Source organism: Serratia nevei, assembly GCF_037948395.1.
Lineage (GTDB): Bacteria > Pseudomonadota > Gammaproteobacteria > Enterobacterales > Enterobacteriaceae > Serratia > Serratia nevei.
On the sequence record NZ_CP149940.1, the window covers coordinates 4,121,661 to 4,145,943 of the forward strand.

General features: G+C 59.5%; 21 protein-coding genes. 8 read left to right on the forward strand and 13 right to left on the reverse strand.

Annotated features, from left to right (window positions below; translation table 11 throughout):
• The first annotated feature begins 177 nt into the window (after window positions 1–177).
• From metN to proS, 6 genes are all read left to right on the forward strand, one after another.
• Window positions 178–1,209, forward strand: coding sequence for a methionine ABC transporter ATP-binding protein MetN (gene metN, locus V8N38_RS19850; RefSeq protein WP_004932012.1), 1,032 nt, complete (start codon window positions 178–180; stop codon window positions 1,207–1,209).
• Window positions 1,202–1,855 (forward strand): methionine ABC transporter permease MetI, encoded by a 654-nt coding sequence (locus V8N38_RS19855; protein WP_004932010.1) that lies wholly within the window; start codon window positions 1,202–1,204, stop codon window positions 1,853–1,855. Before metN ends, V8N38_RS19855 begins: the two co-directional genes overlap by 8 nt.
• A 39-nt stretch (window positions 1,856–1,894) precedes the next feature.
• Window positions 1,895–2,710 (forward strand): MetQ/NlpA family lipoprotein, encoded by an 816-nt coding sequence (locus tag V8N38_RS19860; RefSeq protein ID WP_041036453.1) that lies wholly within the window; start codon window positions 1,895–1,897, stop codon window positions 2,708–2,710.
• 114 nt (window positions 2,711–2,824) lie between these two features.
• Window positions 2,825–3,229 (forward strand): Rcs stress response system protein RcsF, encoded by a 405-nt coding sequence (gene rcsF / locus V8N38_RS19865; protein WP_147840328.1) that lies wholly within the window; start codon window positions 2,825–2,827, stop codon window positions 3,227–3,229.
• Window positions 3,226–3,933, forward strand: coding sequence for a tRNA (N6-threonylcarbamoyladenosine(37)-N6)-methyltransferase TrmO (gene tsaA / locus V8N38_RS19870; protein WP_033649822.1), 708 nt, complete (start codon window positions 3,226–3,228; stop codon window positions 3,931–3,933). The genes rcsF and tsaA overlap by 4 nt, the downstream gene beginning before the upstream one ends.
• A gap of 120 nt (window positions 3,934–4,053) precedes the next feature.
• Window positions 4,054–5,772, forward strand: coding sequence for a proline--tRNA ligase (gene proS / locus V8N38_RS19875; RefSeq protein ID WP_041036458.1), 1,719 nt, complete (start codon window positions 4,054–4,056; stop codon window positions 5,770–5,772).
• Window positions 5,773–5,832: 60 nt separating this feature from the next.
• Here proS and nlpE read toward each other — a convergent pair whose 3' ends face one another.
• Genes nlpE through V8N38_RS19890 form a run of 3 tightly spaced genes read right to left on the reverse strand, consistent with a single transcriptional unit; the run spans window position 5,833 to window position 7,511 of the window.
• On the reverse strand, window positions 5,833–6,516 hold the full coding sequence (gene nlpE / locus V8N38_RS19880; RefSeq protein WP_033649820.1) for an envelope stress response activation lipoprotein NlpE: 684 nt from the start codon (window positions 6,514–6,516) through the stop codon (window positions 5,833–5,835).
• A gap of 29 nt (window positions 6,517–6,545) precedes the next feature.
• A complete protein-coding gene (arfB, locus tag V8N38_RS19885; RefSeq protein WP_028127523.1) occupies window positions 6,546–6,959 on the reverse strand; it encodes an alternative ribosome rescue aminoacyl-tRNA hydrolase ArfB in 414 nt (137 codons plus the stop codon).
• A gap of 3 nt (window positions 6,960–6,962) precedes the next feature.
• Window positions 6,963–7,511, reverse strand: coding sequence for a YaeQ family protein (locus tag V8N38_RS19890; protein ID WP_033649819.1), 549 nt, complete (start codon window positions 7,509–7,511; stop codon window positions 6,963–6,965).
• Between the two features lie 213 nt (window positions 7,512–7,724).
• Here V8N38_RS19890 and V8N38_RS19895 point away from each other — a divergent pair, with 213 nt between their 5' ends.
• Together V8N38_RS19895 and rof are read left to right on the forward strand one after the other, a co-directional pair.
• Entirely contained in the window at window positions 7,725–7,925 is a 201-nt protein-coding gene (locus V8N38_RS19895) for a YaeP family protein (protein ID WP_004931993.1), read from the forward strand.
• On the forward strand, window positions 7,912–8,175 hold the full coding sequence (gene rof, locus V8N38_RS19900; RefSeq protein ID WP_004931991.1) for a Rho-binding antiterminator: 264 nt from the start codon (window positions 7,912–7,914) through the stop codon (window positions 8,173–8,175). The genes V8N38_RS19895 and rof overlap by 14 nt, the downstream gene beginning before the upstream one ends.
• Window positions 8,176–8,225: 50 nt before the next feature.
• Here the strand turns inward: rof and V8N38_RS19905 are convergent, their stop codons facing one another.
• The 10 genes from V8N38_RS19905 to dnaE all read right to left on the reverse strand — a co-directional run bounded on the left by V8N38_RS19905 (window position 8,226) and on the right by dnaE (window position 24,248).
• Complete coding sequence (locus V8N38_RS19905; protein ID WP_033649818.1) at window positions 8,226–8,540, reverse strand: c-type cytochrome; 315 nt, start codon at window positions 8,538–8,540, stop codon at window positions 8,226–8,228.
• Window positions 8,541–8,542: 2 nt separating this feature from the next.
• Window positions 8,543–9,871 carry a tRNA lysidine(34) synthetase TilS gene (gene tilS / locus V8N38_RS19910; RefSeq protein ID WP_087763684.1) on the reverse strand — a complete coding sequence of 443 codons (1,329 nt, stop codon included), beginning with the start codon at window positions 9,869–9,871 and terminating at the stop codon, window positions 8,543–8,545.
• A gap of 56 nt (window positions 9,872–9,927) precedes the next feature.
• Entirely contained in the window at window positions 9,928–11,379 is a 1,452-nt protein-coding gene (dtpD, locus tag V8N38_RS19915) for a dipeptide permease DtpD (protein ID WP_147840327.1), read from the reverse strand.
• A 68-nt stretch (window positions 11,380–11,447) separates the two neighbouring features.
• Window positions 11,448–13,586: a lysine decarboxylase CadA gene (gene cadA, locus V8N38_RS19920; protein ID WP_033649815.1), complete on the reverse strand. Its 2,139-nt coding sequence runs from the start codon at window positions 13,584–13,586 to the stop codon at window positions 11,448–11,450.
• A 95-nt stretch (window positions 13,587–13,681) separates the two neighbouring features.
• Entirely contained in the window at window positions 13,682–15,025 is a 1,344-nt protein-coding gene (gene cadB / locus V8N38_RS19925) for a cadaverine/lysine antiporter (RefSeq protein WP_033649814.1), read from the reverse strand.
• A 369-nt stretch (window positions 15,026–15,394) separates the two neighbouring features.
• Window positions 15,395–16,948: a lysine decarboxylation/transport transcriptional activator CadC gene (gene cadC, locus V8N38_RS19930; RefSeq protein ID WP_049198560.1), complete on the reverse strand. Its 1,554-nt coding sequence runs from the start codon at window positions 16,946–16,948 to the stop codon at window positions 15,395–15,397.
• An 89-nt stretch (window positions 16,949–17,037) separates the two neighbouring features.
• Window positions 17,038–17,427 carry a VOC family protein gene (locus V8N38_RS19935; RefSeq protein WP_060388405.1) on the reverse strand — a complete coding sequence of 130 codons (390 nt, stop codon included), beginning with the start codon at window positions 17,425–17,427 and terminating at the stop codon, window positions 17,038–17,040.
• Window positions 17,428–17,531: 104 nt separating this feature from the next.
• Window positions 17,532–19,676, reverse strand: coding sequence for a lysine decarboxylase LdcC (locus V8N38_RS19940; RefSeq protein ID WP_147840326.1), 2,145 nt, complete (start codon window positions 19,674–19,676; stop codon window positions 17,532–17,534).
• Window positions 19,677–19,787: 111 nt separating this feature from the next.
• Complete coding sequence (gene accA / locus V8N38_RS19945) at window positions 19,788–20,747, reverse strand: acetyl-CoA carboxylase carboxyl transferase subunit alpha (protein ID WP_019455765.1); 960 nt, start codon at window positions 20,745–20,747, stop codon at window positions 19,788–19,790.
• A 12-nt stretch (window positions 20,748–20,759) separates the two neighbouring features.
• Window positions 20,760–24,248 (reverse strand): DNA polymerase III subunit alpha, encoded by a 3,489-nt coding sequence (gene dnaE, locus V8N38_RS19950; RefSeq protein WP_019455764.1) that lies wholly within the window; start codon window positions 24,246–24,248, stop codon window positions 20,760–20,762.
• Between the last annotated feature and the right edge of the window lie 35 nt (window positions 24,249–24,283).

Here is a 24,283-nt window from a genome sequence, read left to right on the forward strand (position 1 = left end):
TGAGGGCCTGTATACGCTGACAGTATCGCATGTTTTACCCCGCACTGAGAACGCCGGAGAACGTCGTTGGCCGTTGACTTAGACGTCTAGACGCCTTAACATCTGATCCATACCTTGGTTCCACGCCGAGGTTTACTTTTATCTAGCCACGGGCAACCACGCTAAAATAAGAAGAATATGATTAAACTTTCTAACATCACTAAAGTGTTCCAGCAGGGTTCGCGCACTATTACCGCGCTCTCTGACGTGACCCTTCACGTCCCTGCCGGGCAAATCTATGGCGTTATCGGGTCTTCCGGTGCCGGCAAAAGCACGCTGATCCGCTGCGCCAACATGCTGGAGCGCCCAACGTCCGGCCAGGTCCTGGTCGATGGTCAGGATCTGACCTCGCTGTCGGAAAGCGAACTGACGCGCGCCCGTCGCCAAATCGGCATGATCTTCCAGCACTTCAACCTGCTCTCTTCCCGCACGGTGTTCGGCAACGTGGCGCTGCCGCTGGAGCTGGACAATACGCCGCGCGCCGAGATCAAAAAGCGCGTGACCGAACTGCTGGAGCTGGTCGGCCTGGCGGACAAGCACGACGCCTACCCGGCCAACCTGTCCGGCGGCCAGAAACAGCGCGTGGCGATCGCCCGTGCGCTGGCCAGCAATCCCAAAGTGCTGCTGTGCGACGAAGCCACCAGCGCGTTGGATCCGGCCACCACCCGTTCCATCCTGGAACTGCTGAAAGACATCAACCGCCGTCTGGGCCTGACCATTCTGCTCATCACCCACGAAATGGACGTGGTGAAACGCATCTGCGACCAGGTCGCGGTCATCAGCCAGGGGCAACTGATCGAAAAAGACAGCGTCAGCGAAGTGTTCTCACACCCGAAAACCCCGCTGGCCCAACAGTTCATTCAGTCCACGCTGCATCTGGATATCCCGGACGACTACGCCGCGCGCCTGTCGCCGGAACGTCAGGGCGACCGCCAGCCGCTGCTGCGCCTGGAATTCACCGGCCAGTCGGTCGATGCGCCGCTGCTGTCTGAAGCCGCTCGCCGCTTCAACGTGAACAACAACATTATCAGCGCCCAGATGGATTATGCCGGCGGCGTGAAATTCGGCGTGATGCTGGCGGAGCTGCACGGCAGCGACGAAGACGCGCTGGCGACGATTAAGTTCCTGCAAGAAAATCAGGTAAAAGTAGAGGTTCTGGGTTATGTCTGAGGCAATGATGTGGTTGATGGCGCGTGGCGTGTGGGAAACCGTCATGATGACCTTTGTCTCCGGCTTCTTCGGTTTCGTGCTCGGCCTGCCGGTCGGCGTGCTGCTGTATGTTACCCGCCCGGGGCAAATCATCGCCAATAACTCACTGTATAAAATCCTGTCTGGGCTGGTGAACATCTTCCGTTCCATCCCGTTCATTATCCTGCTGGTTTGGATGATTCCGTTTACGCGCATGATCGTCGGCACCTCTATCGGTCTGCAGGCGGCCATCGTGCCGTTGACCGTGGGCGCCGCACCGTTCATCGCGCGCATGGTGGAAAACGCCCTGCTGGAGATCCCGTCCGGTCTGGTGGAAGCGGCGCGCGCCATGGGCGCCACGCCGATGCAGATCATCAAGAAAGTGTTGCTGCCGGAAGCCCTGCCGGGCCTGGTCAACGCCGCAACCATCACGCTGATCACCCTGGTGGGCTACTCCGCCATGGGCGGCGCGGTCGGCGCCGGTGGTCTGGGCCAAATCGGTTACCAATACGGTTATATCGGTTATAACGCCACAGTGATGAATACCGTATTAGTATTACTGGTAGTTTTGGTTTATCTGATCCAGTTCTGCGGCGATCGCATCGTCAAAGCCGTTACCCATAAATAGTTTCACAGCATGTTAATGCGAGTCTAATGAGGAAGGGATATGTCGTTAAAATTTAAATCCATCGCGGCAATTGGCGCACTGATCGGTACTCTGGCTCTGGCGGGCTGCGGCCAGGATGAAAAAAATCCAAACCACATCAAGGTCGGTGTGATCGTCGGCGCTGAGCAGCAAGTAGCTGAAGTCGCTCAGAAAGTGGCGAAAGAGAAATACGGTCTGGACGTTGAGCTGGTGACCTTCAACGACTACGTGTTGCCTAACGAAGCGCTGAGCAAAGGCGATATCGATCTGAACGCCTTCCAGCACAAGCCATACCTGGATCAGCAAATCAAAGATCGCGGTTACAAGCTGGTGCCGGTCGGCAGCACCTTTGTTTACCCGATTGCCGGTTACTCCAAGAAAATCAAATCGCTGGACGAGCTGAAAGACGGCTCTCAGATCGCACTGCCTAACGATCCGACCAACCTGGGCCGTTCGCTGCTGCTGCTGCAGAAAGTCGGCCTGATCAAACTGAAAGACGGCGTTGGCCTGCTGCCGACCGTGCTGGACGTGACCGAGAACCCGAAAAACCTGAAGCTGGTTGAGCTGGAAGCGCCTCAGCTGCCACGTTCCCTGGACGATCAGCAGATCGCGCTGGCGGTAATCAACACCACTTACGCCAGCCAGATCGGCCTGACGCCGGCGAAAGACGGTCTGTTCGTGGAAGACAAAGACTCGCCTTACGTCAACCTGCTGGTTGCGCGCGAAGATAACAAAGATGCGGAAAACGTGAAGAAATTCGTGCAGGCCTATCAGTCTGACGAAGTCGACGCCGCCGCCAACAAAATCTTCAACGGCGGTGCGGTGAAAGGCTGGTAAGCGCTTATTCGCCAATTTTATTCCTATAATTGCAAGACGGGCCAAGGCCCGTCTTGTTATTTCCGCCATAGATTGCTTCAATAGCGCCACTTTCATTAAGGCAGAGGAATCTCAATGCGTGTTTTACCTCTCTGTTTGTTAGCGCTCGCGCTGGCCGGATGTTCATCGCAACGTATCGCGCCGTCCTCAACAAACAGCACCAGCAAGCCGACCACCACCAGCTCGGCCAAGACCACGCCGGCCGCCCGCCCTGCTCCGGTAAAACTGTACAAAAGTGCAGAAGAGCTCGTGGGCAAACCGTTCCGCGATCTGGGTGAAGTGTCCGGCGAATCGTGCCAAACCACCGTACAAGACTCCCCACCGAATCTGGCCACCGCCCGTAAGCGCATGCAAATCCGCGCGTCTTACATGAAGGCCAACGCCGTGCTGCTGCACGACTGCCAGATTGTCAGCGGCGTCGCCGGTTGTTACCAGCAGGCCGTCTGCCAGGGCTCGGCGCTTAACGTCTCGTCCAAATGACCGAATTCGTTTTCGAGCAGATCGGCGTGATCCGCTCGCCGTATAAAGAAAAATTCGCCGTTCCCCGCCAGCCGGGGCTGGTCGAAGACGGTGGTGGCGAACTGCTGCTGCTGCCGCCCTACAACCAGGCGGAGGCGGTACGCGGCCTCAGCGATTTCAGCCATCTGTGGGTGATGTTCATTTTCCATCAAACCCTGGAAGGCGGCTGGCGGCCGACGGTGCGACCGCCGCGTTTAGGCGGCAATGCCCGCATGGGCGTGTTCGCCACCCGCTCCACCTTCCGCCCCAACCCGCTCGGCATGTCCCTGATCGAACTGAAAGGCGTGCGGGTAAAAAACGGCGACGTGGTGCTGGAGCTGGGCAGCCTCGATCTGGTCGACGGCACCCCGGTGGTGGACATCAAGCCTTATCTGCCGTTCGCCGAGAGCCAGCCGCAGGCCCGCGCCGGCTTTGCCCAGGCCGCGCCCGCCGGCGACATGCCGGTGCGCTTCGCGCCGCAGGCCGAGCAGCAGCTGCAGCAACATCAGGCGCGTTACCCGCAATTAAGGCGTTTTATCAGCCAGGTGCTGGCGCAAGACCCCCGTCCCGCCTATCGTAAAGGAGAGGACGTCGAACGGGATTACGCCGTCTGGCTGCTGGATTTCAACGTGCGCTGGCGCGTCGTGGACGGCCATACCGAAGTGTTGGCGCTCGACCCGCGTTAAAATTCCGCCGCCTCTCTTTTGGCGACCCGCTCGCGCTGGTAAACTAAACCACTTTTGTCACTTTTGGCCGCCACTCTGGCAGCCCGATGCAATTTGCAGTTCTAACGGAACCAAAACACCATGCGTACTAGCCAATATCTGCTCTCCACTCTGAAGGAGACACCTGCCGACGCCGAAGTGATCAGCCACCAGCTGATGCTGCGCGCCGGGATGATCCGCAAGCTGGCCTCCGGTCTTTACACCTGGCTGCCGACCGGCCTGCGCGTTCTGAAAAAGGTTGAAAACATCGTTCGCGAAGAAATGAACAATGCTAATGCGATCGAAGTGTCTATGCCGGTGGTTCAGCCTGCCGACCTGTGGCAGGAAAGCGGCCGTTGGGAGCAATACGGCCCCGAGCTGCTGCGCTTTGTCGACCGCGGCGACCGTCCGTTCGTGCTGGGCCCGACGCATGAAGAAGTGATCACCGATCTGATCCGCAACGAGATCAGCTCGTACAAACAGCTGCCGCTGAACTTCTTCCAGATCCAGACCAAGTTCCGCGATGAAGTGCGCCCGCGTTTCGGCGTGATGCGTTCCCGTGAGTTCCTGATGAAGGATGCCTACTCCTTCCATACCTCACAGGAGTCTCTGCAGGAGACTTACGACGCGATGTACGAAGCGTACAGCAAAATCTTCAGCCGCATGGGCCTGGATTTCCGCCCGGTGCAGGCCGATACCGGCTCGATCGGCGGCAGCGCCTCGCACGAATTCCAGGTGCTGGCAGACAGCGGTGAAGACGATATCGTATTCTCCACCGGTTCCGACTTCGCCGCCAACATCGAGCTGGCGGAAGCGGTCGCGCCGGCGGCTCCACGCGCGGCGGCCGGCGAAGAATTGCGCCTGGTGGATACGCCAAACGCCAAAACCATCGTTGAGCTGGTCGAGCAGTTCCAGCTGCCGGTGGAAAAAACCGTGAAGACGCTGATGGTGCGCGCCACCGAAGAGAGCGGCCACAAGCTGGTTGCCCTGCTGGTGCGCGGCGATCACGAGCTGAACGAAATCAAGGCCGAGAAGCTGGCGCAGGTTGCCGCGCCGCTGACCTTCGCCACCGAAGAAGAAATTCGCGCCATCGTCGGCGCCGGCCCGGGTTCACTCGGCCCGGTCAACCTGCCGATGCCGGTGGTTGCTGACCGCAGCGTAGCGGCGATGAGCGACTTTGGCGCCGGTGCCAACGTTGACGGCAAACACTATTTCGGCATCAACTGGGAGCGCGATCTGCCGCTGCCGCAGGTGGCCGATATCCGTAACGTGGTGGAAGGCGACGCCAGCCCGGACGGTCAGGGCACGCTGCTGATCAAACGCGGCATCGAAGTGGGCCATATCTTCCAGCTCGGCACCAAGTACTCGGAAGCGATGAAAGCGACCGTGCAGGGCGAAGACGGCCGTAACCAGGTGCTGACCATGGGCTGCTACGGTATCGGGGTCACGCGCGTCGTGGCCGCCGCCATCGAGCAGAACCATGACGAACGCGGCATCATCTGGCCGGACGCCATCGCGCCGTTCCAGGTAGCGATCCTGCCGATGAACATGCACAAGTCGTTCCGCGTGCAGGCGCTGGCCGAAGAGCTGTACAACACCCTGCGCTCCCACGGCATCGACGTGATCCTCGATGACCGCAAAGAGCGTCCGGGCGTGATGTTCGCGGACATGGAGCTGATCGGCGTGCCGCACTCTATCGTTATCGGCGACCGCAACCTCGACAACGAAGAGATCGAGTACAAGAACCGCCGCGTCGGCGAGAAGCAAATGATCAAAACCGGCGAAATCGTTGATTTCCTGCTGGGCCAGATCAAACGCTAAGCGACGAACACCAGAAAATAAAAAACCCGCTCAGGCGGGTTTTTTTATATACGAAATTGCTTATTTGCTGCTGCAGTTCTTGCTGCGGTCGAACGCGATTTTACCGTCCGGCACCAGCGCTTTTTCGGTCAGACCTTCCTCCATCGACGGCTGCACGCTGAAGTGCGCGCTGAACGTCAGGAATACCGGCTCACCGGCGGTCTTGTAGGCTTTGGCGTAACCTTGCTCCAGCGCGATGTTGTTGTCCACCGGGAAGGTTTTGCCGGTAGCGCAGTCCTTGAAGACGGCCGCGTCCGCCATATAGGTGTAGCTGCCTTTCAACGTCATCGGCGTTTTAGGCAACGGTTTCTCAACCGGATCCAGGCGGTAATTCAGCTTGGACTCGATCGGCACGCCGCTGCGATCCAGCATTTCCAGGCTCTTGCCCACCGGGCGGAAGTAGCGTTTTTCGCCGTTGCTGTCGGTCAGCACCAGTTTATCCGCCGTGCGGGCCCATTTACCGTAATCGGCAAAGGTCTGATCGCCGTCTTTGGTGCCGCGATAGGTTTCCTGCAGCACGAAGGTGCCGTCCTCATCCAGGAACAGCGCCGTATCCAGGCCGCCGCAATCGGCGCAAGGCAACACCCCTTGATAGCTCTGCGGCATCGGCTGCAGCGGTTGTTCCTTCGGTTGATAATGATTGTTGCATCCCAACAACGAGAGTGCGCCTGCCGCGAGGAACAGGGCTACCGTAATTTTTTTCACAGTTATTCTCCTACTGTGTTCATGTATTCCTAAGTGCGAACCTTGCCACGCAGCGCCTTGGTGGCGCCTTTACGCGCCTTGCCTTCCAGGCGACGCAGTTTGGCCCCTTTCGTGGGCTTGGTCGCCTTGCGCGTTTTTTCCACCACCATCGCCTGCCGAATCAGCGCGGCCAGCCTGGCCAACGCCGCTTCGCGATTCAATTCCTGGCTGCGATACTCTTGCGCCTTGATAATCACCACGCCATCAGCGGTAATAAGATGATGATTCAGCGCCAGCAGCCGTTCCTTATAATACTCTGGCAGGCTGGATGCCCGGATGTCAAAGCGCAAATGGATCGCCGTTGAGGTTTTGTTCACGTGCTGGCCGCCCGCGCCCTGCGCGCGGATCGCCGTCAATTCCAGCTCATTATCCGGTATGGCTACGTTTCTTGACAGTTCCAGCACCGGTCACACCTGTGCCTGCTGCCACTCGGCAAACTGGATTTCCAGACTATTCTGAGCATCGGACAGCCAAATAGTTCCCTCTTGCAACGTCGCCTGCAGCGTCATGGTGCGGCTGGCCAATGCCGTCAGGCGCGCCAGCTGTTCGTCGTCGAGAAAACGCACGCTCAGGTTCTTGTGGCCGGCCACCTTGCCCTGCATTCCCTGCCACCATACGTGCGCGGCGCGCTCGCCGTAAGCGTACAGCACCACGCGCGGCGACTGGTTGCAGGCCTTGCGAATGCGCTTCTCGTCGGGCAATCCCATCTCGATCCACATTTCCAGCCCATTGTGGTCGTTGCGCTGCCAGATCTCCGGCTCGTCGTCGGCGCTCAGCCCTTTGGTGAACACCAGCCGTTCGTCGGCATGGCAGATCCAGGCCAGTAGGCGCAGCATCATGCGCTGCTCGTTTTCGGACGGGTGTTGCGCCAGCGTCAGCGTGGCGTCGTGGTAGAAGTGACGATCCATATCAGCAATATTGACCGCGGCTTTATAAATGGTTGCTTTCAGCGCCATGGGTGACCTCGTTATTATCCGGCGACAGTGTACTTGATCAGGGCCAAACCCCGCCAGCGCGGCCAGGCCACGGCAGTGCGAAAGGCGTGCCAGGGTGCTGATAACTCCATAACAGCTGTGCTATAGTCGTCTAGGATAGGATAAAACTCCGAGAGCCTGCGCCTCATCGCGAGAGCGGTCTTGATGATGCAGAGGTTCTTAAGGGAGGAAACTGTGCAACAATACTGTGAGTTAGTACGCCGTACTTACGCCGAGATTGGCAGTGGAGATCTTGGCTACGTGCCTGATGCGCTGGCTTGTGCGTTAAAGGCATTGGACGATGTCGCAGCGAACGACGCGCTACCGTCCTCCGTTAGGGAACAGGCGGCCTTTGCCGCCGCTAACTTATTGGTGAGCGACTATGTTGATGAATGATGAGTACCAACCCATCAATTGCGATGACTACGACAACCTGGAACTCGCCTGTCAGCATAAACTTATTCTGAAGCTGGAGTTACGCGACGGAGAAGTGATCGAGGCCAAGGCGATCGACCTGCTGCAAAAGAAACGCGTTGAGTATCTGACCATCGAACAGAACGGCCAACAGCGCGACCTGCGCCTTGACCATATCAGCAGTTTCAGTCATCCGGAAATCGGTACCGTGGTCGTCAGTCTGTCGGACTGAGCAGCGGTAACCCCATCCCAACAGGGCAGCCCAACGGCTGCCCTCGTCATTTAAGGCTTCAGGCTGGCGTAAAAGGCCGCCAGATCGGCGATATCGTCATCCGACAGCCCCGACACATAGGCCTTCATCACCTCAGCCTGGCCGCCGTTGCGCTCCCCTTTCTTATACGCCTGCAGCGCGTGCTGCAGGTACATGGCGTTCTGCCCGGCCAGATTCGGGTACATCGGCACCGTCACCTTGCCCTGCGCGCCGTGGCACGCCGCGCAGGCGGCGGCTTTCGCCTGGCCGGCGGCCGCATCCCCCGCCGCCAACGCTGGCAGGCTGAACAGGCCGGTGGCCAACAGCGTGATCCCCACAAACTTCATCATTACTCCTCGCTATTATGATTTTTTTCCCAGCGCAGCCGCCACGGGCGTTCGCCTTCCGGCACCTGCCCCGCTTCACAGACGAATACGCCCAGCGCGGCGATAAGCTGCTCATCATAATAAATCAACGGGATGCGTTCACGCTGCCAGGGCGGAATACCCAGCTCCTGCCACAGTTTTTTTATCGGCCGCGAATGGGCGCGCCCCACGATGCGCACCGCACCCTGCACGCCGCCGAACCGAACGCTGACCTGTTGCGATGGCTGCGGTGCGCGCAGCACCAGCTCGCCCTCACCGGCAATCAACTGCCCCAGCCCGTCCGGCAACGTCAGCGGCTGGTCAAGTTGCCAGGGCAGATGCACATTGCGCAGCGCCGCCAGCGGCGGCAACAGGTGCAACCGGCCGCGGAAACGGCGAATCTGATAGGCGCCGAGCTGCAGCTGCGGTTCGGCATCCTCCCGGCTGAGCGCCACCTCCTCCCACAGGCGCTGCAGCTGCTCACGCGCCGGCATGGTGACGTTAAACAACGCGATCCAGCGCCGCAGCAAGGCGAAGCGCCGCACCGGCGAACAGTCTGTCAGGCCGTCAATCGCCAATGAGCGATCCGCCGCCAACAGGCTTTGCAGCGGTTCCGCCAGCAGTTCGTCCAGCAGTTGCTCCTGCTCGGCGCACAGGCCGGCGCTGCGCGCTACCGCCGAGGCGAAGTGCGGCCAGCGCTGGTTAAGCTGCGGCAGCACCTGCAAGCGCAGGAAATTGCGATCGAAGCGCGTGTCCTGATTGCTGTCGTCATCGATCCAGGTTAAGGCGTGGCGTTGCGCGTAGCTTTCCAGCGTCTGACGCGAACAGCCCAACAGCGGCCGCAACAGCAGGTGCTCGCCCAACGCCGCGCGCGCCGCCATCGCCGACAGCCCCGCCGGCCCGCTGCCGCGCTTGAGCGCCAACAGGAAGGTTTCGCTTTGATCGTCGAGGTGTTGAGCGGTGAGCAGCGCTTCGCCCTCCGTCAGCGCGGCGCTGAAGGCGGCATAGCGCGCTGCACGCGCCGCCGCTTCGATACCGCCCTGGCGGGCGTCCACCTGCACGTGCGTCACCGTCAGCGGGATCTGCCAGTCGGCACAGCGGCTGCGGCAATGCTCAACCCAGCGGTCGGCAAAGGCGCTCAGGCCGTGATGCACGTGCAGCGCACGCAGCTGCAGCGCCGGACGCTGGCGGCGCAAGGCCGCCAGCACATGCAGCAGTACGCTGGAATCCAGGCCGCCGCTGAACGCCACCAGCAGTCGCTGCTGCGCGCCCAACTGGTCTGCCACCCGCGTCGTTAATTGATCAGTATTCATCGGTAGGCTTTGTCACTTCTACATAGCTGCACGTTAACCCCGCCTACCGTCATCAATCAAGCATTAACCGTCCGGGCCTGGCGCCGCGCCAGCAACCACCAGCCGCCCAGCACCGCGATCACAGCCAGCGCGCATCCGGCCGCTCCCCAGCCGATCTGAGCGAAAATGCGGCCATACGCCTGCATCGCCGCCCCCTCGATGTGATCCTCGGCGGTCTGATTGGCGATAATGCCCGCCAGGTAGTTGGCGATCGAGCCGGTCGCCAGCATATAGATACCGGTCAGCACGCCGGTGGCGCCGGGGATATTCAGCCGGGTGATCTGCGCCATCGCCACCGGATCGATAAACAGTTCGGCGAAGCCCATCACCGCCAGGCCGGCGATCATCAGCCCCATCGATCCCGGCCCGTGCAGCCGCGTATTGAGCGCCATCAGCGTAAAGCCGACGCCGATCAACAGCAGACCGAAGGCGAACTTGCACCAGATGCGCAGCGTGCGATCGCCCGTGCCGTCGCCGCTCGCCAGCCATGCCAGCGCCACGCCGCCCAGCATCACCGCGCAGGCGTTAACCGACTGGAACAGCGCGGTCGGCACCGTCCAGCCGAACCAGCGCCGATCGACGAAGTGATCGATAAACAGGCTGATGGAGCTGCCGCCCTGCTGGGCGAAAGCCCAGAACAACGTGCCCAGCAGCATCAGCACAACGATCTGCCACAGCCCCCGGCGCTGGCCGGCGTCCGCACGCAGCATAATGCGCGCCACCAGCACCACCGCCGCCACGCATACCAGCCCGAGCAAATAGCCGGCCCAGTCGTGCACAAACAGCAGCGTGAAGAACAGCGGCGATGCCAGCAGCGCCGCCAACAGCCAACCCCAGTGCGGCAAACCCAGGCTTTTGGCGCGCATCAGCGGTGCATTCACGCCGCGGGTATGGCGGAAGTGGCGCCCGCCGAGCAGGAAGATCGCCAGGCCGGCGAACATGCCGATCCCGGCCAACACAAAGCCGACGTGCCAGCCATAGCGCTCGGCCGCCAACCCGCAGGCGATCGGCGCCAAAATGGAACCGACGTTGCCGGCGGCGTACAGCAGCGAGAAGCCCCCTTCGCGGCGCGAGTCCTGCGCCGGATACAGCTCGCCCAGCAGGCAGCTGATATTAGATTTGAACAGGCCGTAGCCGCAGATGATGATGGCCAGAGCCAGATAGAGCGACTGGGCGGAGACCGCACTCAGGCCGAGCACGATATGCCCCAGCGTCATCAGCGCCGCACCGGCAATCACCGCGACGCGATTGCCCAGCAGGCGGTCGGCGAGCCAGCCGCCCAAAATAGGAGTGACGTAAACTAACGAAGCGTAAGCGCTGTAGAGATCGATGGCGTGGCTGTCGGTATAGCCGAGTTGGTGGGTCAGATAGAGAATCAGTAACGCACGCATGCCGTAAAAGCTGAAATATTCCCAAATTTGTATGGCTACGACATAGTAGATTGCGCGCGGCTGTGAGGGTGTTTTCATGGAGGTCTCCCATCAGTCGGTGAACGACAAAGGGGAAGCGCGAGCGCCTCCCCTGTTATTGGCTGCGGTTATTTCGCCTTCAGCACTTTCACCCGATAACGTCCGTCCGCCTGACGATAGGCGCCGTGAATGTCGGTTTCAAAGCCCGGATAATGCGCGCCGATTTCGCACAGCATCTGCAGGAACTCCAGCACCGGCCGGCTCTCCTCGGTCAGCATTTCGCCCGGCATCACCAGCGGCACGCCCGGTGGGTATGGGAGGATCATATTGGCGTTGACCTTGCCGACCATCTCTTCCAGATAGACTTCTTCCACTTCGCCGTGCAGCTCTTTCTGGAACGCCTGGTACGGGTTCATCACCATGGTTGGCAGCACTTCGAACGCGCGATACATCAGGTCCGGCAGGTTGTGTTGCTCCACCAGGCGGTGAATGTTCTGCGCCAGATCCTGAATGCGCATGTTTTCATAGAAATCAGGCGCTTCCTGATACAGCGAAGGCAGCATGTTTTTCACCCGCAGGTTCAGATCGAACGAGCGTTTGAAGTCGGTCATCGCGCGCAGCAGGCTGAGCGCCTTGGTTTTGTCGATGCCGATGCTGAACAGGAACAGCAGGTTGTACGGCCCGGTTTTCTCGACGATGATGCCGCGTTCGTCGAGGTATTTCGCCACGATGCTGGCCGGGATACCGAACGGCTGCATCTCGCCTTCCTTGCTCATCCCCGGCGTCAGAATGGTGACCTTGATCGGGTCGAGATACATGTGTTCGTTATCGATGTTCTTGAAGCCGTGCCAGGCGCTGTCGGAGCGCAGCGGCCAACATTCCGGCTCATCGATATGCTCCGGCTGCCAGACGTCGAAGAACCAGCCGTCGGATTCGACTTTCAGGCGTTTGATCTCTTTGCGGAATTTGATCGCGCGCTCGATAGAGCCATTGATCAGGCGCTTGCCGGCGTTGCCTTTCATCATCGCCGCAGCGGTTTCGGTCGACGCCACGATGCCATAGTGCGGCGAGGTGGTGGTGTGCATCATGTAGGCTTCGTTGAAGGTCTCTTCGTTGATGTCGCCCTTCACGTGAATCATCGAAGCCTGCGAGAAGGCCGCCAGCAGTTTGTGGGTGGACTGGGTTTCATAGATCACCTTGCCCTCCACGCGGCCGCCGCTCATGCCGCACTTGCCTTTATAGATCGGGTGGAAGTTGGTGTAAGGCACCCAGGCGGAATCGAAGTGGATAGATTTCACGTCCAGGGTGTTCTTGATAAAGTCGGTGTTGTACAGCAAGCCGTCATAGGTGGAGTTGGTGATCACCGCGTGCACCGGCCAGGTGGCGTTCGGGGTCTCCTTCACGCGTTTGGCGATGGTGGCGCGCTGGAACTCGCTCTGCGGAATACCGCCGAGGATGCCGTAGGCGTTGCGGGTCGGGCGGAAGTAGATCGGCGTGATGTCACTCATCATCATCAGGTGAGTCAGCGACTTGTGGCAGTTACGGTCAATCAGCACCGTGCTGCCCGCCGGCGCCGAGTACATGCCGACGATCTTGTTGGCGGTGGAGGTGCCGTTGGTGACCATGTAGCTGCGTTCGGCGTTGAACACGCGGGAAATGTACTCTTCCGCTTCTTTGTGCGGGCCGGAGTGATCCAGCAACGATCCCAGTTCGGACACCGAAATCGAGATATCCGACTTCATGGTGTTCGGGCCAAAGAAATCGTAGAAGATACTGCCCACCGGACTTTTCTGGAACGCGGTGCCGCCCATGTGGCCCGGCGTACAGAAGGTGTATTTGCCTTCGCGCACGTATTTGAACAGCGCCTTGGTCAACGGCGGCAGGATGGTGTCGATATACTCGTCGGTGTTCTGTTTGATCTTGGCGGCGATGTCGGTTGCCGCGCCGAGCGCATATTCGAAGAAGCGCACCTGCATGCGCAGATCGTTCAGGCTGACGTCCAGCGTCGAATAGGTGTTGGCGAACGCGTACAGCGGCATGTACTCGTTCAGCTGGCTGATCTCTTCGCACAGCTCCAGGTTGTATTTGTCCCAGTCGAAGATCACCCCGCACAGACGGGCGTTGTTCTCGATCAGTTTCAGCAGGTCTTCGCGATCGTTAGGGTAAACGATGCGGAAATCCAGACTTTCCAGCGCCTGATGCAGTTCACGGATAGGCTCTTCTTTGAAGTAGACACCCATGTGATTCATGATGGCGATAACGTTCATATGCATTTCTCCTGGCAAAGCAAGCCCCTTCCCGTCGCGGCTGACAGGTCGGAAAGAAAGGGGCTGGGTAAATTCAGTCGGTCAGCGGACGCGAATCAGTGCGCTTTGGCCGTGGTGTTTTCATCGACCGCCGCTGCGTTGGCAGCCTGGCGGGTATTCATTTTCCGGGCGTAGAACATCAGGATAATCAGGCTGATGATAAAGGTGCCGGACAGTTCGAATGAGTTGGCGCCCATCAGAGCGATGAAGCAGAAGCCGCAGCCGCACACCGAAGCGATCAGGCTCAGCAGGTTGCGCACGTTGACCCCTTCGAAGCGGATCAGGTCTACGCAGGAGTAGAAGTAAGGCAGCATGGTCAGCAGCACCGCGATGCCGGTCAGTTCGCCGAACAGGTCGGAGGCTTTGCCGCCGGCGGAGCTCATCAGGGTGATCAGCACCATCAGCGCGGTCATTTTGCAACCGGCCAGCAGCAGGCCTTTCTTCGGAATGCCGTTTTTATCCAGCTCGCCGTACACTTTCGGGAAGTTGCCGTCGTTGGCGGCACGGACCCCGGCCTGGCCAACCAGCATCATCCACGAACCCAGTGACGTCAGGCAGGCGAAGGCGGTGAAGGCGGAAACCATCGGTGCGGCCCAGTTGCCCATGATCGCCGAGGCGCTGATGGCGAACGGCGCGCCGCTGGCGGCCATTTCAGACGCCGGGAACATACCGCTGATCACCTGGGTGGCAGCGATGTAGATAATGCCAGCCAGGCCGGTGCCGAGCATGGTTGCCAGCGGCACGGTGCGTTTCGGGTTTTTCACCATGCCGGTGCTGACCGCTGCGGATTCCACGCCGATAAACGCCCACAGGCACAGCAGGATACTTTTGATGACAGCATGGCTGTCGGTGGTGCCGGAGGTATTCCAGTTAGCCTGATAGGTGGCGGCGTCAAACCAGTGCCAGCCGACGGTGGCAGTCACGATCACCGGGATCAGCACCAGCACCAGGCCCAGGGTGGTCAAACGACTGACCCAGGTTCCGCCCAGCATGTTGACGAAGGTGAAGATCCACACGATGGCGATACAGGCGATGCCGGCAGGTACCGGGTTGTTCAGCGCCGGGAAGAAGGTGGAGAGATAAGAAACGGCGGTAATGCCGATGGCCAGGTTACCGATCCAGTTGGCATGGTAATAAAGCACGCCGGTCTGGAAACCGAAGGCCGGGGAAATTTCACCCGCGTAGGCGATAGGGCCGCCCTGCTGCGGGTTTTTGGTGGCGAGGCGGGCATACACATAGGCCAGCGACATCGCCCCGATAATCGAGATCACCCATCCCCAGATGGCGATAGATCCGAGACTCGCCAGGTTGGCGGGCAATAAGGCAATCCCGCTCCCCATCATATTACCGGCGACGACGCCGGTGCAGGCAATAAGCCCTATTTTCTTGGGTGAAGCCATGGTCAGTTTCTCCTGATTTACGTTTCTTATAAGCCACACCCATAAATAAAAGATTTTAATGAGCCGGCTTGATAGTCAGGATGCTAACCATCGGGGGAAATAAAGTCCTAAAGATAAAGTGAGATTACGCTCATGATCATACAAATGATAACCTGAGGTTTTTCATTAACACATCAAGATAAAAAGGTAAGCTAAAGAAAAGATAAACATCATTTAAAAACAACAACATGACAAGGTTAATGGCGCATAACAAACGGCAAAAAAGAAATAATATCGCGCAGCAAAATAATACATTCACGCAACATGCCTTCACCAATAGATAACGCCGCCATGATTCCCGGAGAATAATGGCGGCGTGATATCGGTTAATTATTGGCGCTGATAGTTATTTAAATAAGGCACCACGTTGGTCAATGACGTCTGGAATACGCCGTTGGTGATCCAATGCAATGTGTCTTCGCCGGGGCGAAGATTGAATGCGGTAATATAAGAATCCGCCGCCAAATGGTTCTGCCCCTGCATTTCATACACCTTGCCCAGCAGCACATAATTCAGCCACGACATTTGCAATTCAATCCCCAGATCGATCGCCCGGTGCGCCTCGTCAATGCGCCCCTGCGTCAATGCATCTACCGCCAGAACTTGCTGCATGATTGGCGTGTTTTTCAATTCGGGGATCGTCGCCAGATGGCTGATATCGGCGCGCAATTGCGCCAGGGCCTGGCTGTCGAACGGTTGATAAGAATTACGCAGCAGATCCACCAGCGCCTTTTCGGCCAGCAGGTAATGGAAGTTCGGCGCGCTTTTAATCAGCTCGCTCAGCTGGGCGCTGGCGCGGGTCAACGAATCGGCGTCGCCGTGGATCAGCAACTGGTGCGCCTGGTAGAAACGCTGCAGCAACGGCCCGTTGTCGGGCAGCAGCTGCGCCAGGCGCTGCTCCAGCTGTGGCGGCCAGGGCTGCTTCAGCGCAGCGGACAGGCTGGAGAGGAAGTCGGTCTGGATCTTCAGCTGGTTATCGGCGGTAATAAAGTAACGCTTGTCCAGCATGACTGAGCTGTCGGCGTTATCCACCAGCCGCACGGACAGGAAACACTGCTGGGCGCGGTAGTGGCGCTGATTGACGAACTCGATATACAGCGACTTGCCCGAGTTGCTGGGGCCGGAATAGTTGTAGTTGGTCTGGTCGTGTACCAGGAAGGTCGAGTAGGTGTTCAGCGAATCGGTGATCAGCTCGCTGACGCCCACCACATAAGAGAGCTGCGGCATCCAGTTGCTGCAGCTCTCGCCGCCCTGGATGCGAATATCGATATCGCGCGGGTTTAGCAGCACCGGCATGGTGGATACCGGCACGCGCTGCGACAGCGTGGCGATGCCGACAAACGCCACGCAGACGCTGAGCGCCGCCAGAAACGCCAGCCACACCCAGAAGGTCGAGCGGCGATAAAAACGCGGCTTCTTTTCGCCGGGCGCGGCAGGCGGTGCGCTTGCCCGGCGCGGCGGCACATACGGCGTCTCGTCTTCCTCGCTGCCGTCTTCCGGCTCATGCATGATCACCGCGATCTGCGGCGCCTGTGCGGGAGCGGGTTGCGTCTCCCCTTCTTCACACCAGATCACCGACGTCGCCAGCTTATACCCGCGCTTGGGCACGGTGATAATGTATTCCGGGCTGTCGCTGTCGCCGTCTTTCAGGTATTTGCGCAGCTCTGAAATACATTGGGTCACCACGTGGTTGGTGACGATATTGCGCTTCCAGACGTTGTCGATCAGCTCGTCACGGCTCAGCACCACGTCGGGATGCCGGGCGAAATAGCACAGCATATCGATCAGGCGCGGTTCCAGCGTTTTTTGGCGTCCGTCGCGGCTGATGGTGTTGTCGGCAGGGGTAACCAGCCACTCCCCGACGCGAAAAGCAGGCTCTTGCATGGCGGAAATAACTCTGTAGGCATGTAGGGCAAGGGCGCGATCATAGCATAACCGTCCCCGGCTGTGGCCGCCGGGAGGCGATTAAGCCGTTAACTCTCGTATAATTCTAACGGTAAACCATCGGGATCGCTGAAAAAGGTAAAACGAGATTGGGTATAAGGATCGACGCGTACCGGTTCGCAGGCGACGCCGGCCGCCTGCAGATGGGCGATGGCCTGGCCAATGTCGTCAACGCTGAACGCCAGATGGCGCAGGCCGCAGGCCTCCGGGCGGCTGACGCGGGCCGGCGGCGAAGGGAAAGAAAACAGCTCGATAGTGTATTGCCCGTTGAGCGCCAGGTCGGCTTTCCAGGAGCCGCGCTCCTCGCGGTAGACTTCGCTCAGCAGGGTAAATCCGAGAATGTCGCAGTAAAAATGCTTACTGGCGGCGTAGTCCGCGCCAATGATCGCGATATGGTGTACCTGACGTAACGCCAGCATGGCGGCCTCTCCTGTTCGGTCTGATGAGGCAAGGTATCCGGCGGCGGCGATGCCGTCAATGAGAACGCCCGGCATATCTTCCAAACCGCCGGGCGTGTTATGCATTACGGCTGCGGGGCCTTCAACACCTTCACCAGATAGCGTCCGTCCTCCGTCAGTTTGGCGCCGTGGATGTCGGTTTCAAAACCGGGGTAACGTTCGCCGATCGAGCACAGCATCAGCAGGAAATCGAGCACCGCCCGGCTCTCTTCGGTGATCATTTCCCCCGGCATCACCAGCGGCACGCCCGGCGGATACGGCAGGATCATATTGGCCGCCACCTTGCCCACCAGCTGATCCAACTCACAGGTTTCCACGTTGCCGCGCACCTGCTCCTGGAACATCTGGTGCGGCGTCAGCTTCATTTCCGGCAGCACGTCGAACGCCCGCTGCATCAGGCGCGGCAGATCGTGCTGGCAGATCAGGCGGTGAATGCCGGCGGCCAGATCCTGAATGCGCATGTTGCGGTAGAAATCCGGATCCTCGGCGTACAGATCCGGCAGCATGTTCTTCACCCGCAGGTTGAGATCGTAGGCGCGCTTGAAATCGGTCAGGCCGCGCAGCAGGCTCATCGCCTTGGTTTTGTCGATGCCGATGCTAAACAGGAACAGCAGGTTGTACGGCCCGGTCTTCTCCACCACAATGCCGCGCTCGTCGAGGTACTTCGCCACCAGCGCCGCCGGGATCCCCTCCTCCTCCAGCGTGCCCAGCTCGTTCATGCCCGGCGTCAGGATCGTCACCTTGATCGGATCGAGGTACATGTGATCGCGATCGGTCTGGCCAAAACCGTGCCAGTTGTCGTCCGGATCCAATGGCCAGCATTGCGCCTCATCGATCTCTTCCGGCTGCCAAATGTCGAAGAACCAACTGTCGCTCTCCTCGCGCAGCCGCTGCACTTCACGGCGAAAATGCAGCGCACGCTCCACCGAACGGTTGATCAAGCGGCGCCCCGGGTTGCCGCGCAGCATGGCGGCGGCGGTCTCCATCGATGCCACGATGCCATAGTGCGGCGAGGTGGTGGTATGCATCATGTAGGCTTCGTTGAAGGTGCTCTCGTCGTAGTCTCCCTTGATATGAATCATCGAAGCCTGCGAGAAGGCCGCCAGCAGCTTGTGCGTCGATTGGGTTTCGTAAATCACCTTACCGGACACCCGCTCGCCGCTCATGCCGCTTTTGCCGTCGTAAATCGGATGGAAGTTGGTGTAAGGCACCCAGGCGGAGTCGAAGTGGATCGACGGCACCTCCAGCGTCTGCTTGATGTAGTCGGTGTTGTACAGCAGGCCGTCATAGGTGGAATTGGTGATCACCGCATGCACCGGCCAGGTGGCGTTCGGGGTCTCCTGCACACGGGCGGCGATGCTTTCGCGGGTAAACTCGCGCTGCGGAATGCCGCCGAGGATGCCGTAGGCGTTGCGCAGCGGGCGCAGATAGATCGGCACGATATCGCTCATCATCAGCAGGTGACACAGCGATTTGTGGCAGTTGCGGTCGATCAGCACCGTGCTGCCGGCCGGCGCCGAATACATGCCGACGATCTTGTTGGCGGTGGAGGTGCCGTTGGTGACCAGATAGCTCTGCTCGGCGTTGAAGGTGCGCGCGATATACTCTTCGGCCTCCAGGTGCGGCCCGGTGTGATCCAGCAGCGAACCAAGCTCGGTAACCGAAATCGAGATGTCGGCCTTCAAGGTATTGGCGCCGAAGAAATCGTAGAACAGGCAGCCCACCGGGCTTTTTTGAAACGCGGTGCCGGCCATGTGGCCCGGCGTGCAGAAGGTGTACTTCCCTTCGCGCACATAGTTGAATAACGCCTTGGTCAGCGGCGGCGTAATGGTGTCGATGTATTCCGCGGTGTACTGCTGGATGCGCTGCGCGATATCATCCGCCGCATTCAGGCCATACTCGAAGAAATAGAGCACCATGCGCATTTCATGCAGGCTGACGTCGAAGGTAGAGTGGGTATTGATAAAGGCATACAGCGGCAGGTATTCGTTCAGCTCGTTGATCTCGCTGCACAGCTCCAGGCTGTAGTCGTCCCAGTCGAAGATCACCCCGCAGATGCGGGCGTTGGCTTCAATCAGCTTCAGCAGGTCGCCGCTGTTTTTGGGGTACACCAGCTGGAATCCCATGGCGGCCAGCGCCGCGTGGAGCTCGCGGATCGGCTCATCTTTGTAGTAGACGCCCGTCGGGCCCATGATGGCGATGATATTCATCGGCAGCTCCTGTCAGTTAACGGCCAAGTCTCTATAACACCACGAAAATCCGGCGGTGTGTAGCCAAAAAAAAACCGCCCGAAGGCGGTTTCTTGCAGCTAAGAACAGAACTCAGCAGTAGCCGTAGTTCATCAGACGCTGATAGCGGCGGTTGAGCAACTCTTCGTCGTTCAGACCGTCCAAATCTTTCAGATCGGCCAGCAGCTGCGCTTTCAGCGCGGCGGCCATCGCCGGCACATCGCGGTGCGCGGAACCCAGCGGCTCCGGGATCACCGAGTCGATCAGCTTCAGCTCTTTCAGGCGCGGCGCGGTGATGCCCATCGCTTCTGCAGCCAGCGGCGCCTTGTCGGCGCTCTTCCACAGGATGGAAGCACAGCCTTCCGGCGAAATCACCGAGTAGGTGCTGTACTGCAGCATGTTCACCTTATCGCCCACGCCGATCGCCAGCGCGCCGCCGGAGCCGCCTTCGCCGATGACGGTGCAGATGACCGGGATATTCAGACGCGACATCTCACGCAGGTTGCGCGCGATGGCTTCGGACTGGCCGCGCTCTTCCGCGCCCACGCCCGGATAAGCGCCCGGGGTATCGATAAAGGTGATGAGCGGCATCTTGAAGCGGGCGGCCATTTCCATCAGGCGCAGCGCTTTGCGGTAGCCTTCCGGCGCCGGCATGCCGAAGTTGCGGCGGATCTTCTCTTTGGTTTCACGGCCTTTCTGGTGCCCGATGATCATCACCGGGCGGCCATCCAGGCGCGCAATACCGCCGACGATCGCTTTGTCGTCGGCGTAAGCGCGATCGCCCGCCAACTCTTCGAAGTCGGTAAAGATGTGTTTGATATAATCCAGGGTATAAGGACGGCGCGGGTGGCGTGCCAATTGGGCAATCTGCCAAGCCCCAAGATCGGCAAAAATCTTGCGCGTCAGCTCAACGCTCTTTTCACGCAGGCGCTGAACCTCTTCGTCCAGATTAATATCTAATTTTTCGTCTTGACGGCTGACTGCAGTCAGCGAGTCAATTTTCGCTTCCAGCTCTGCAATCGGCTGTTCAAAATCAAGAAAATTCAGACTCATAGCATTCCTATTTTAGTCAAATTCCAAGTCCACCTGCTCATTGCCTACCAACGTCCGCAAGTCTATCAACAAGCGGTCGGTGGGCGTCACGCGCCAGGTTGCGCCAAAACGCAGCTTGGCTCGTGCATCTTCCCGTTGATAGTAGAGATGCACTGGAATCGTCCCCGATCGATGGGGTTCCAACGACTGACGGAGACGGTTCAAAAGCTGGTCATCAATTTGCCTGTCAGTCAGCGAGATAGCAAGCCCGCGAGCGTATTTTTCCCGGGCTTCACTGATGTCCATTACCTCGCGGGCCATCATTTTAAGCCCGCCGCTAAAGTCATCAAAGCTGACCTGTCCACTGGCGATAAGGATACGGTCTTTTTCCAACAAATGCTGGTATTTTTCTAACGCTTCGGTGAATAACATCACTTCCAGGCGGCCCGAACGGTCATCCAATGTACAGATACCGATGCGGTTGCCGCGCTTGGTCACCATCACCCGCGCGGCGACCACCAGCCCGACGGCGGTGGTCATTTTGCCCCGATCCGTCGGGTGCATGTCTTTCAAACGCTGGCCACCGGCGTAACGTTCGATCTCCTTCAGGTACTGGGTGATCGGGTGGCCGGTCAGGTACAGCCCCAGCGTCTCCCGCTCACCGTCCAGCACCACCTGCTCCGGCCAGGGGGCGATATTGGCGTAGGACTGCTCCACCTGCTCCGGCGCCTCCGCCAGCACGCCGAACATATCTACCTGGCCGATAGCTTCGGCTTTCGCATGCTGATCCGCCGCTTTCAACGCGTCGCCGAGCGAATTCATCAGCGCGGCGCGGTGCGGCCCGAGGCGATCGAACGCGCCAGACATGATCAGCTTTTCCAGAATGCGGCGGTTCAGTTTCTTGATGTCGGAGCGCGCACAGAGATCGAACAGGTCTTTGAAGTAACCCTGTTCGCCGCTGTTGCGCGCCTCGATGATGGCCTCGATCGGCCCTTCCCCCACGCCTTTGATGGCGCCGATGCCGTAAACGATCTCGCCGTCGTCGTTGACGTGGAAGTGATACAGGCCGCTGTTGATATCCGGCGGCAGGATCTTCAGCCCCATGCGCCAGCATTCGTCCACCAGCCCCACCACTTTGTCGGTGTTGTCCATATCGGCGGTCATTACCGCCGCCATAAACTCGGCCGGATAGTGCGCCTTCAGCCACAGCGTCTGATACGACACCAGCGCATAGGCGGCGGAGTGCGATTTGTTAAAGCCGTAACCGGCGAACTTCTCTACCAGGTCGAAGATTTTCACCGACAGTTCGCCGTCGATGCCGCGTGATTTTGCGCCGTCTTCAAAGCCGCCGCGCTGCTTGGCCATTTCGACCGGGTTCTTTTTACCCATCGCACGGCGCAGCATGTCCGCGCCGCCCAGGGTATAGCCGGCCAACACCTGGGCAATCTGCATCACCTGTTCCTGATACAAGATGATGCCGTAGGTCGGTTCCAGCACCGGCTTGAGCGACTCGTGCTGCCACTGGATATCCGGGTAGGAGATCTCTTCGCGGCCGTGCTTGCGGTCGATGAAGTTATCCACCATGCCCGACTGCAGCGGCCCCGGGCGGAACAGCGCCACCAGTGCGATCATGTCTTCGAAGCAGTCGGGCTTCAGACGTTTGATCAGGTCTTTCATGCCGCGCGATTCAAGCTGGAACACCGCCGTGGTTTCCGAGCGCTGCAGCATGTCGAAGCTTTTCTTGTCGTCGAGCGGAATGGCGGCGATGTCGATCGGTTCCAGCCCGGTCTTGGCGCGCCGGGCGTTGATCATCTCCAGCGCCCAGTCGATGATGGTCAGGGTACGCAGACCGAGGAAGTCGAACTTCACCAGCCCGGCGTATTCCACATCGTTCTTGTCGAACTGGGTCACCGGATGGTGCCCTTCGGCGTCGCAGTACAGCGGCGCGAAGTCGGTGATTTTGGTCGGCGCGATCACCACGCCCCCGGCGTGTTTACCGGCGTTACGCGTCACCCCTTCCAGCTTGCGCGCCATGTCGATCAGCGCCTTGACCTCTTCGTCGGCCTCGTAAATTTCCGGCAGCTGCGGTTCGGCGGCGAAGGCTTTTTCCAGCGTCATGCCCGGATCCGGCGGCACCAGCTTGGAGATGCGATCAACGAAGCCGTACGGATGCCCCAGCACGCGGCCCACGTCGCGGATAACCGCTTTCGCCGCCATGGTACCGAAGGTGATGATCTGCGATACCGCTTCGCGGCCGTACATCTCCGCCACGTGCTCAATTACCTGGTCGCGCTTCTCCATGCAGAAATCGACGTCGAAGTCGGGCATCGAGACACGTTCCGGGTTCAGGAAGCGTTCGAACAGCAGGTCGAATTCCAACGGATCGAGGTCGGTGATTTTCAACGCATAGGCCACCAGCGAACCGGCGCCGGAGCCGCGCCCCGGCCCCACCGGCACATTGTTGTCCTTCGACCACTGAATAAACTCCATCACGATCAGGAAGTAGCCGGGGAACCCCATCTGGTTGATCACCTTCAGCTCGACGTCCAGACGCTCGTCGTATTCCGGGCGGCGCTGCGCGCGCACTTCAGGATCGGGGAACAGGAACTCGAGACGCTCTTCCAGCCCCTCTTTCGATTTGAGTACCAGGAAGTCCTCGGTGCTCATGTCGCCGGTCGGGAACTGCGGCAGGAAGTATTCGCCGAGGCGAATGGTGACGTTGCAGCGCTTGGCGATCTCGACGCTGTTCAGCAGCGCTTCCGGGATGTCGGCGAACAGCTCGCACATCTCGTCTTCGCTGCGCATATATTGTTGCGGGCTGTAGTTGCGCGGCCGCTTGGGATCGTCCAGCGTAAAGCCGTCGTGAATGGCGACGCGAATCTCATGGGCGTCGAAGTCGTCTTCCACCAGGAAGCGTACGTCGTTGGTGGCTACCACCGGCAAACCGCGCTCGGTGGCCAGCGCCACCGCCGCATGCAGGTAGTTCTCTTCGTCCGGGCGGCCGGTGCGGATCAATTCCAGGTAGTAACAGTCCGGGAAGTGCTGCTGGTAGAAGTCCAGGCACTGATCCACCTGCGCCTGATTGCCGCGCAACAGAAACTTGCCGACATCGCCCTGACGCGCGCCGGAGAGCAGAATCAGCCCTTCACGATGTTCAATCAGCCAGTCGCGATCGATGGTCGGGCCGGCGGCGCCGTAGCCACGCTGATAGGCGCGGGAAATCAGCAGCGTCAGGTTCTGGTAGCCTTCGTTGTTGCTGGCCAGCACCGTCAACTGAGCCAGTTCGTCGCCCAGCTCTTCGCTTTGCACATGAAAATCCGCGCCGATGATCGGTTTGATCCCGGCGCCGTGCGCGCTGCCGTAGAACTTCACCAGCCCGCACAGGTTGGTGAAATCGGTGATTGCCAGAGCAGGCATGGCTAACGCGGCGGCTCTTTTCACCAGCGGTGCCGTCTTGGCCAATCCATCAATCATGGAGTAGTCACTGTGGACGCGCAGGTGAATAAAACGAGGTTCGGCCATCTCCAGATACCTGATTGAAGGGGCTCAGCAGGCTG

What these genes read in the sequence shown, in the direction of transcription:
- metN (WP_004932012.1), top strand. Translation starts at nt 178, where the DNA reads ATGATTAAACTTTCTAACATCACTAAAGTGTTCCAGCAGGGTTCGCGC.
- V8N38_RS19940 (WP_147840326.1), bottom strand. Translation starts at nt 19,676, where the DNA reads ATGAATATCATCGCCATCATGGGCCCGACGGGCGTCTACTACAAAGAT.
- rcsF (WP_147840328.1), top strand. Translation starts at nt 2,825, where the DNA reads ATGCGTGTTTTACCTCTCTGTTTGTTAGCGCTCGCGCTGGCCGGATGT.
- V8N38_RS19935 (WP_060388405.1), bottom strand. Translation starts at nt 17,427, where the DNA reads ATGCTGGCGTTACGTCAGGTACACCATATCGCGATCATTGGCGCGGAC.
- V8N38_RS19855 (WP_004932010.1), top strand. Translation starts at nt 1,202, where the DNA reads ATGTCTGAGGCAATGATGTGGTTGATGGCGCGTGGCGTGTGGGAAACC.
- cadC (WP_049198560.1), bottom strand. Translation starts at nt 16,948, where the DNA reads ATGCAAGAGCCTGCTTTTCGCGTCGGGGAGTGGCTGGTTACCCCTGCC.
- V8N38_RS19905 (WP_033649818.1), bottom strand. Translation starts at nt 8,540, where the DNA reads ATGAAGTTTGTGGGGATCACGCTGTTGGCCACCGGCCTGTTCAGCCTG.
- dnaE (WP_019455764.1), bottom strand. Translation starts at nt 24,248, where the DNA reads ATGGCCGAACCTCGTTTTATTCACCTGCGCGTCCACAGTGACTACTCC.
- tsaA (WP_033649822.1), top strand. Translation starts at nt 3,226, where the DNA reads ATGACCGAATTCGTTTTCGAGCAGATCGGCGTGATCCGCTCGCCGTAT.
- tilS (WP_087763684.1), bottom strand. Translation starts at nt 9,871, where the DNA reads ATGAATACTGATCAATTAACGACGCGGGTGGCAGACCAGTTGGGCGCG.
- rof (WP_004931991.1), top strand. Translation starts at nt 7,912, where the DNA reads ATGTTGATGAATGATGAGTACCAACCCATCAATTGCGATGACTACGAC.
- cadB (WP_033649814.1), bottom strand. Translation starts at nt 15,025, where the DNA reads ATGGCTTCACCCAAGAAAATAGGGCTTATTGCCTGCACCGGCGTCGTC.
- dtpD (WP_147840327.1), bottom strand. Translation starts at nt 11,379, where the DNA reads ATGAAAACACCCTCACAGCCGCGCGCAATCTACTATGTCGTAGCCATA.
- proS (WP_041036458.1), top strand. Translation starts at nt 4,054, where the DNA reads ATGCGTACTAGCCAATATCTGCTCTCCACTCTGAAGGAGACACCTGCC.
- cadA (WP_033649815.1), bottom strand. Translation starts at nt 13,586, where the DNA reads ATGAACGTTATCGCCATCATGAATCACATGGGTGTCTACTTCAAAGAA.
- V8N38_RS19860 (WP_041036453.1), top strand. Translation starts at nt 1,895, where the DNA reads ATGTCGTTAAAATTTAAATCCATCGCGGCAATTGGCGCACTGATCGGT.
- V8N38_RS19890 (WP_033649819.1), bottom strand. Translation starts at nt 7,511, where the DNA reads ATGGCGCTGAAAGCAACCATTTATAAAGCCGCGGTCAATATTGCTGAT.
- accA (WP_019455765.1), bottom strand. Translation starts at nt 20,747, where the DNA reads ATGAGTCTGAATTTTCTTGATTTTGAACAGCCGATTGCAGAGCTGGAA.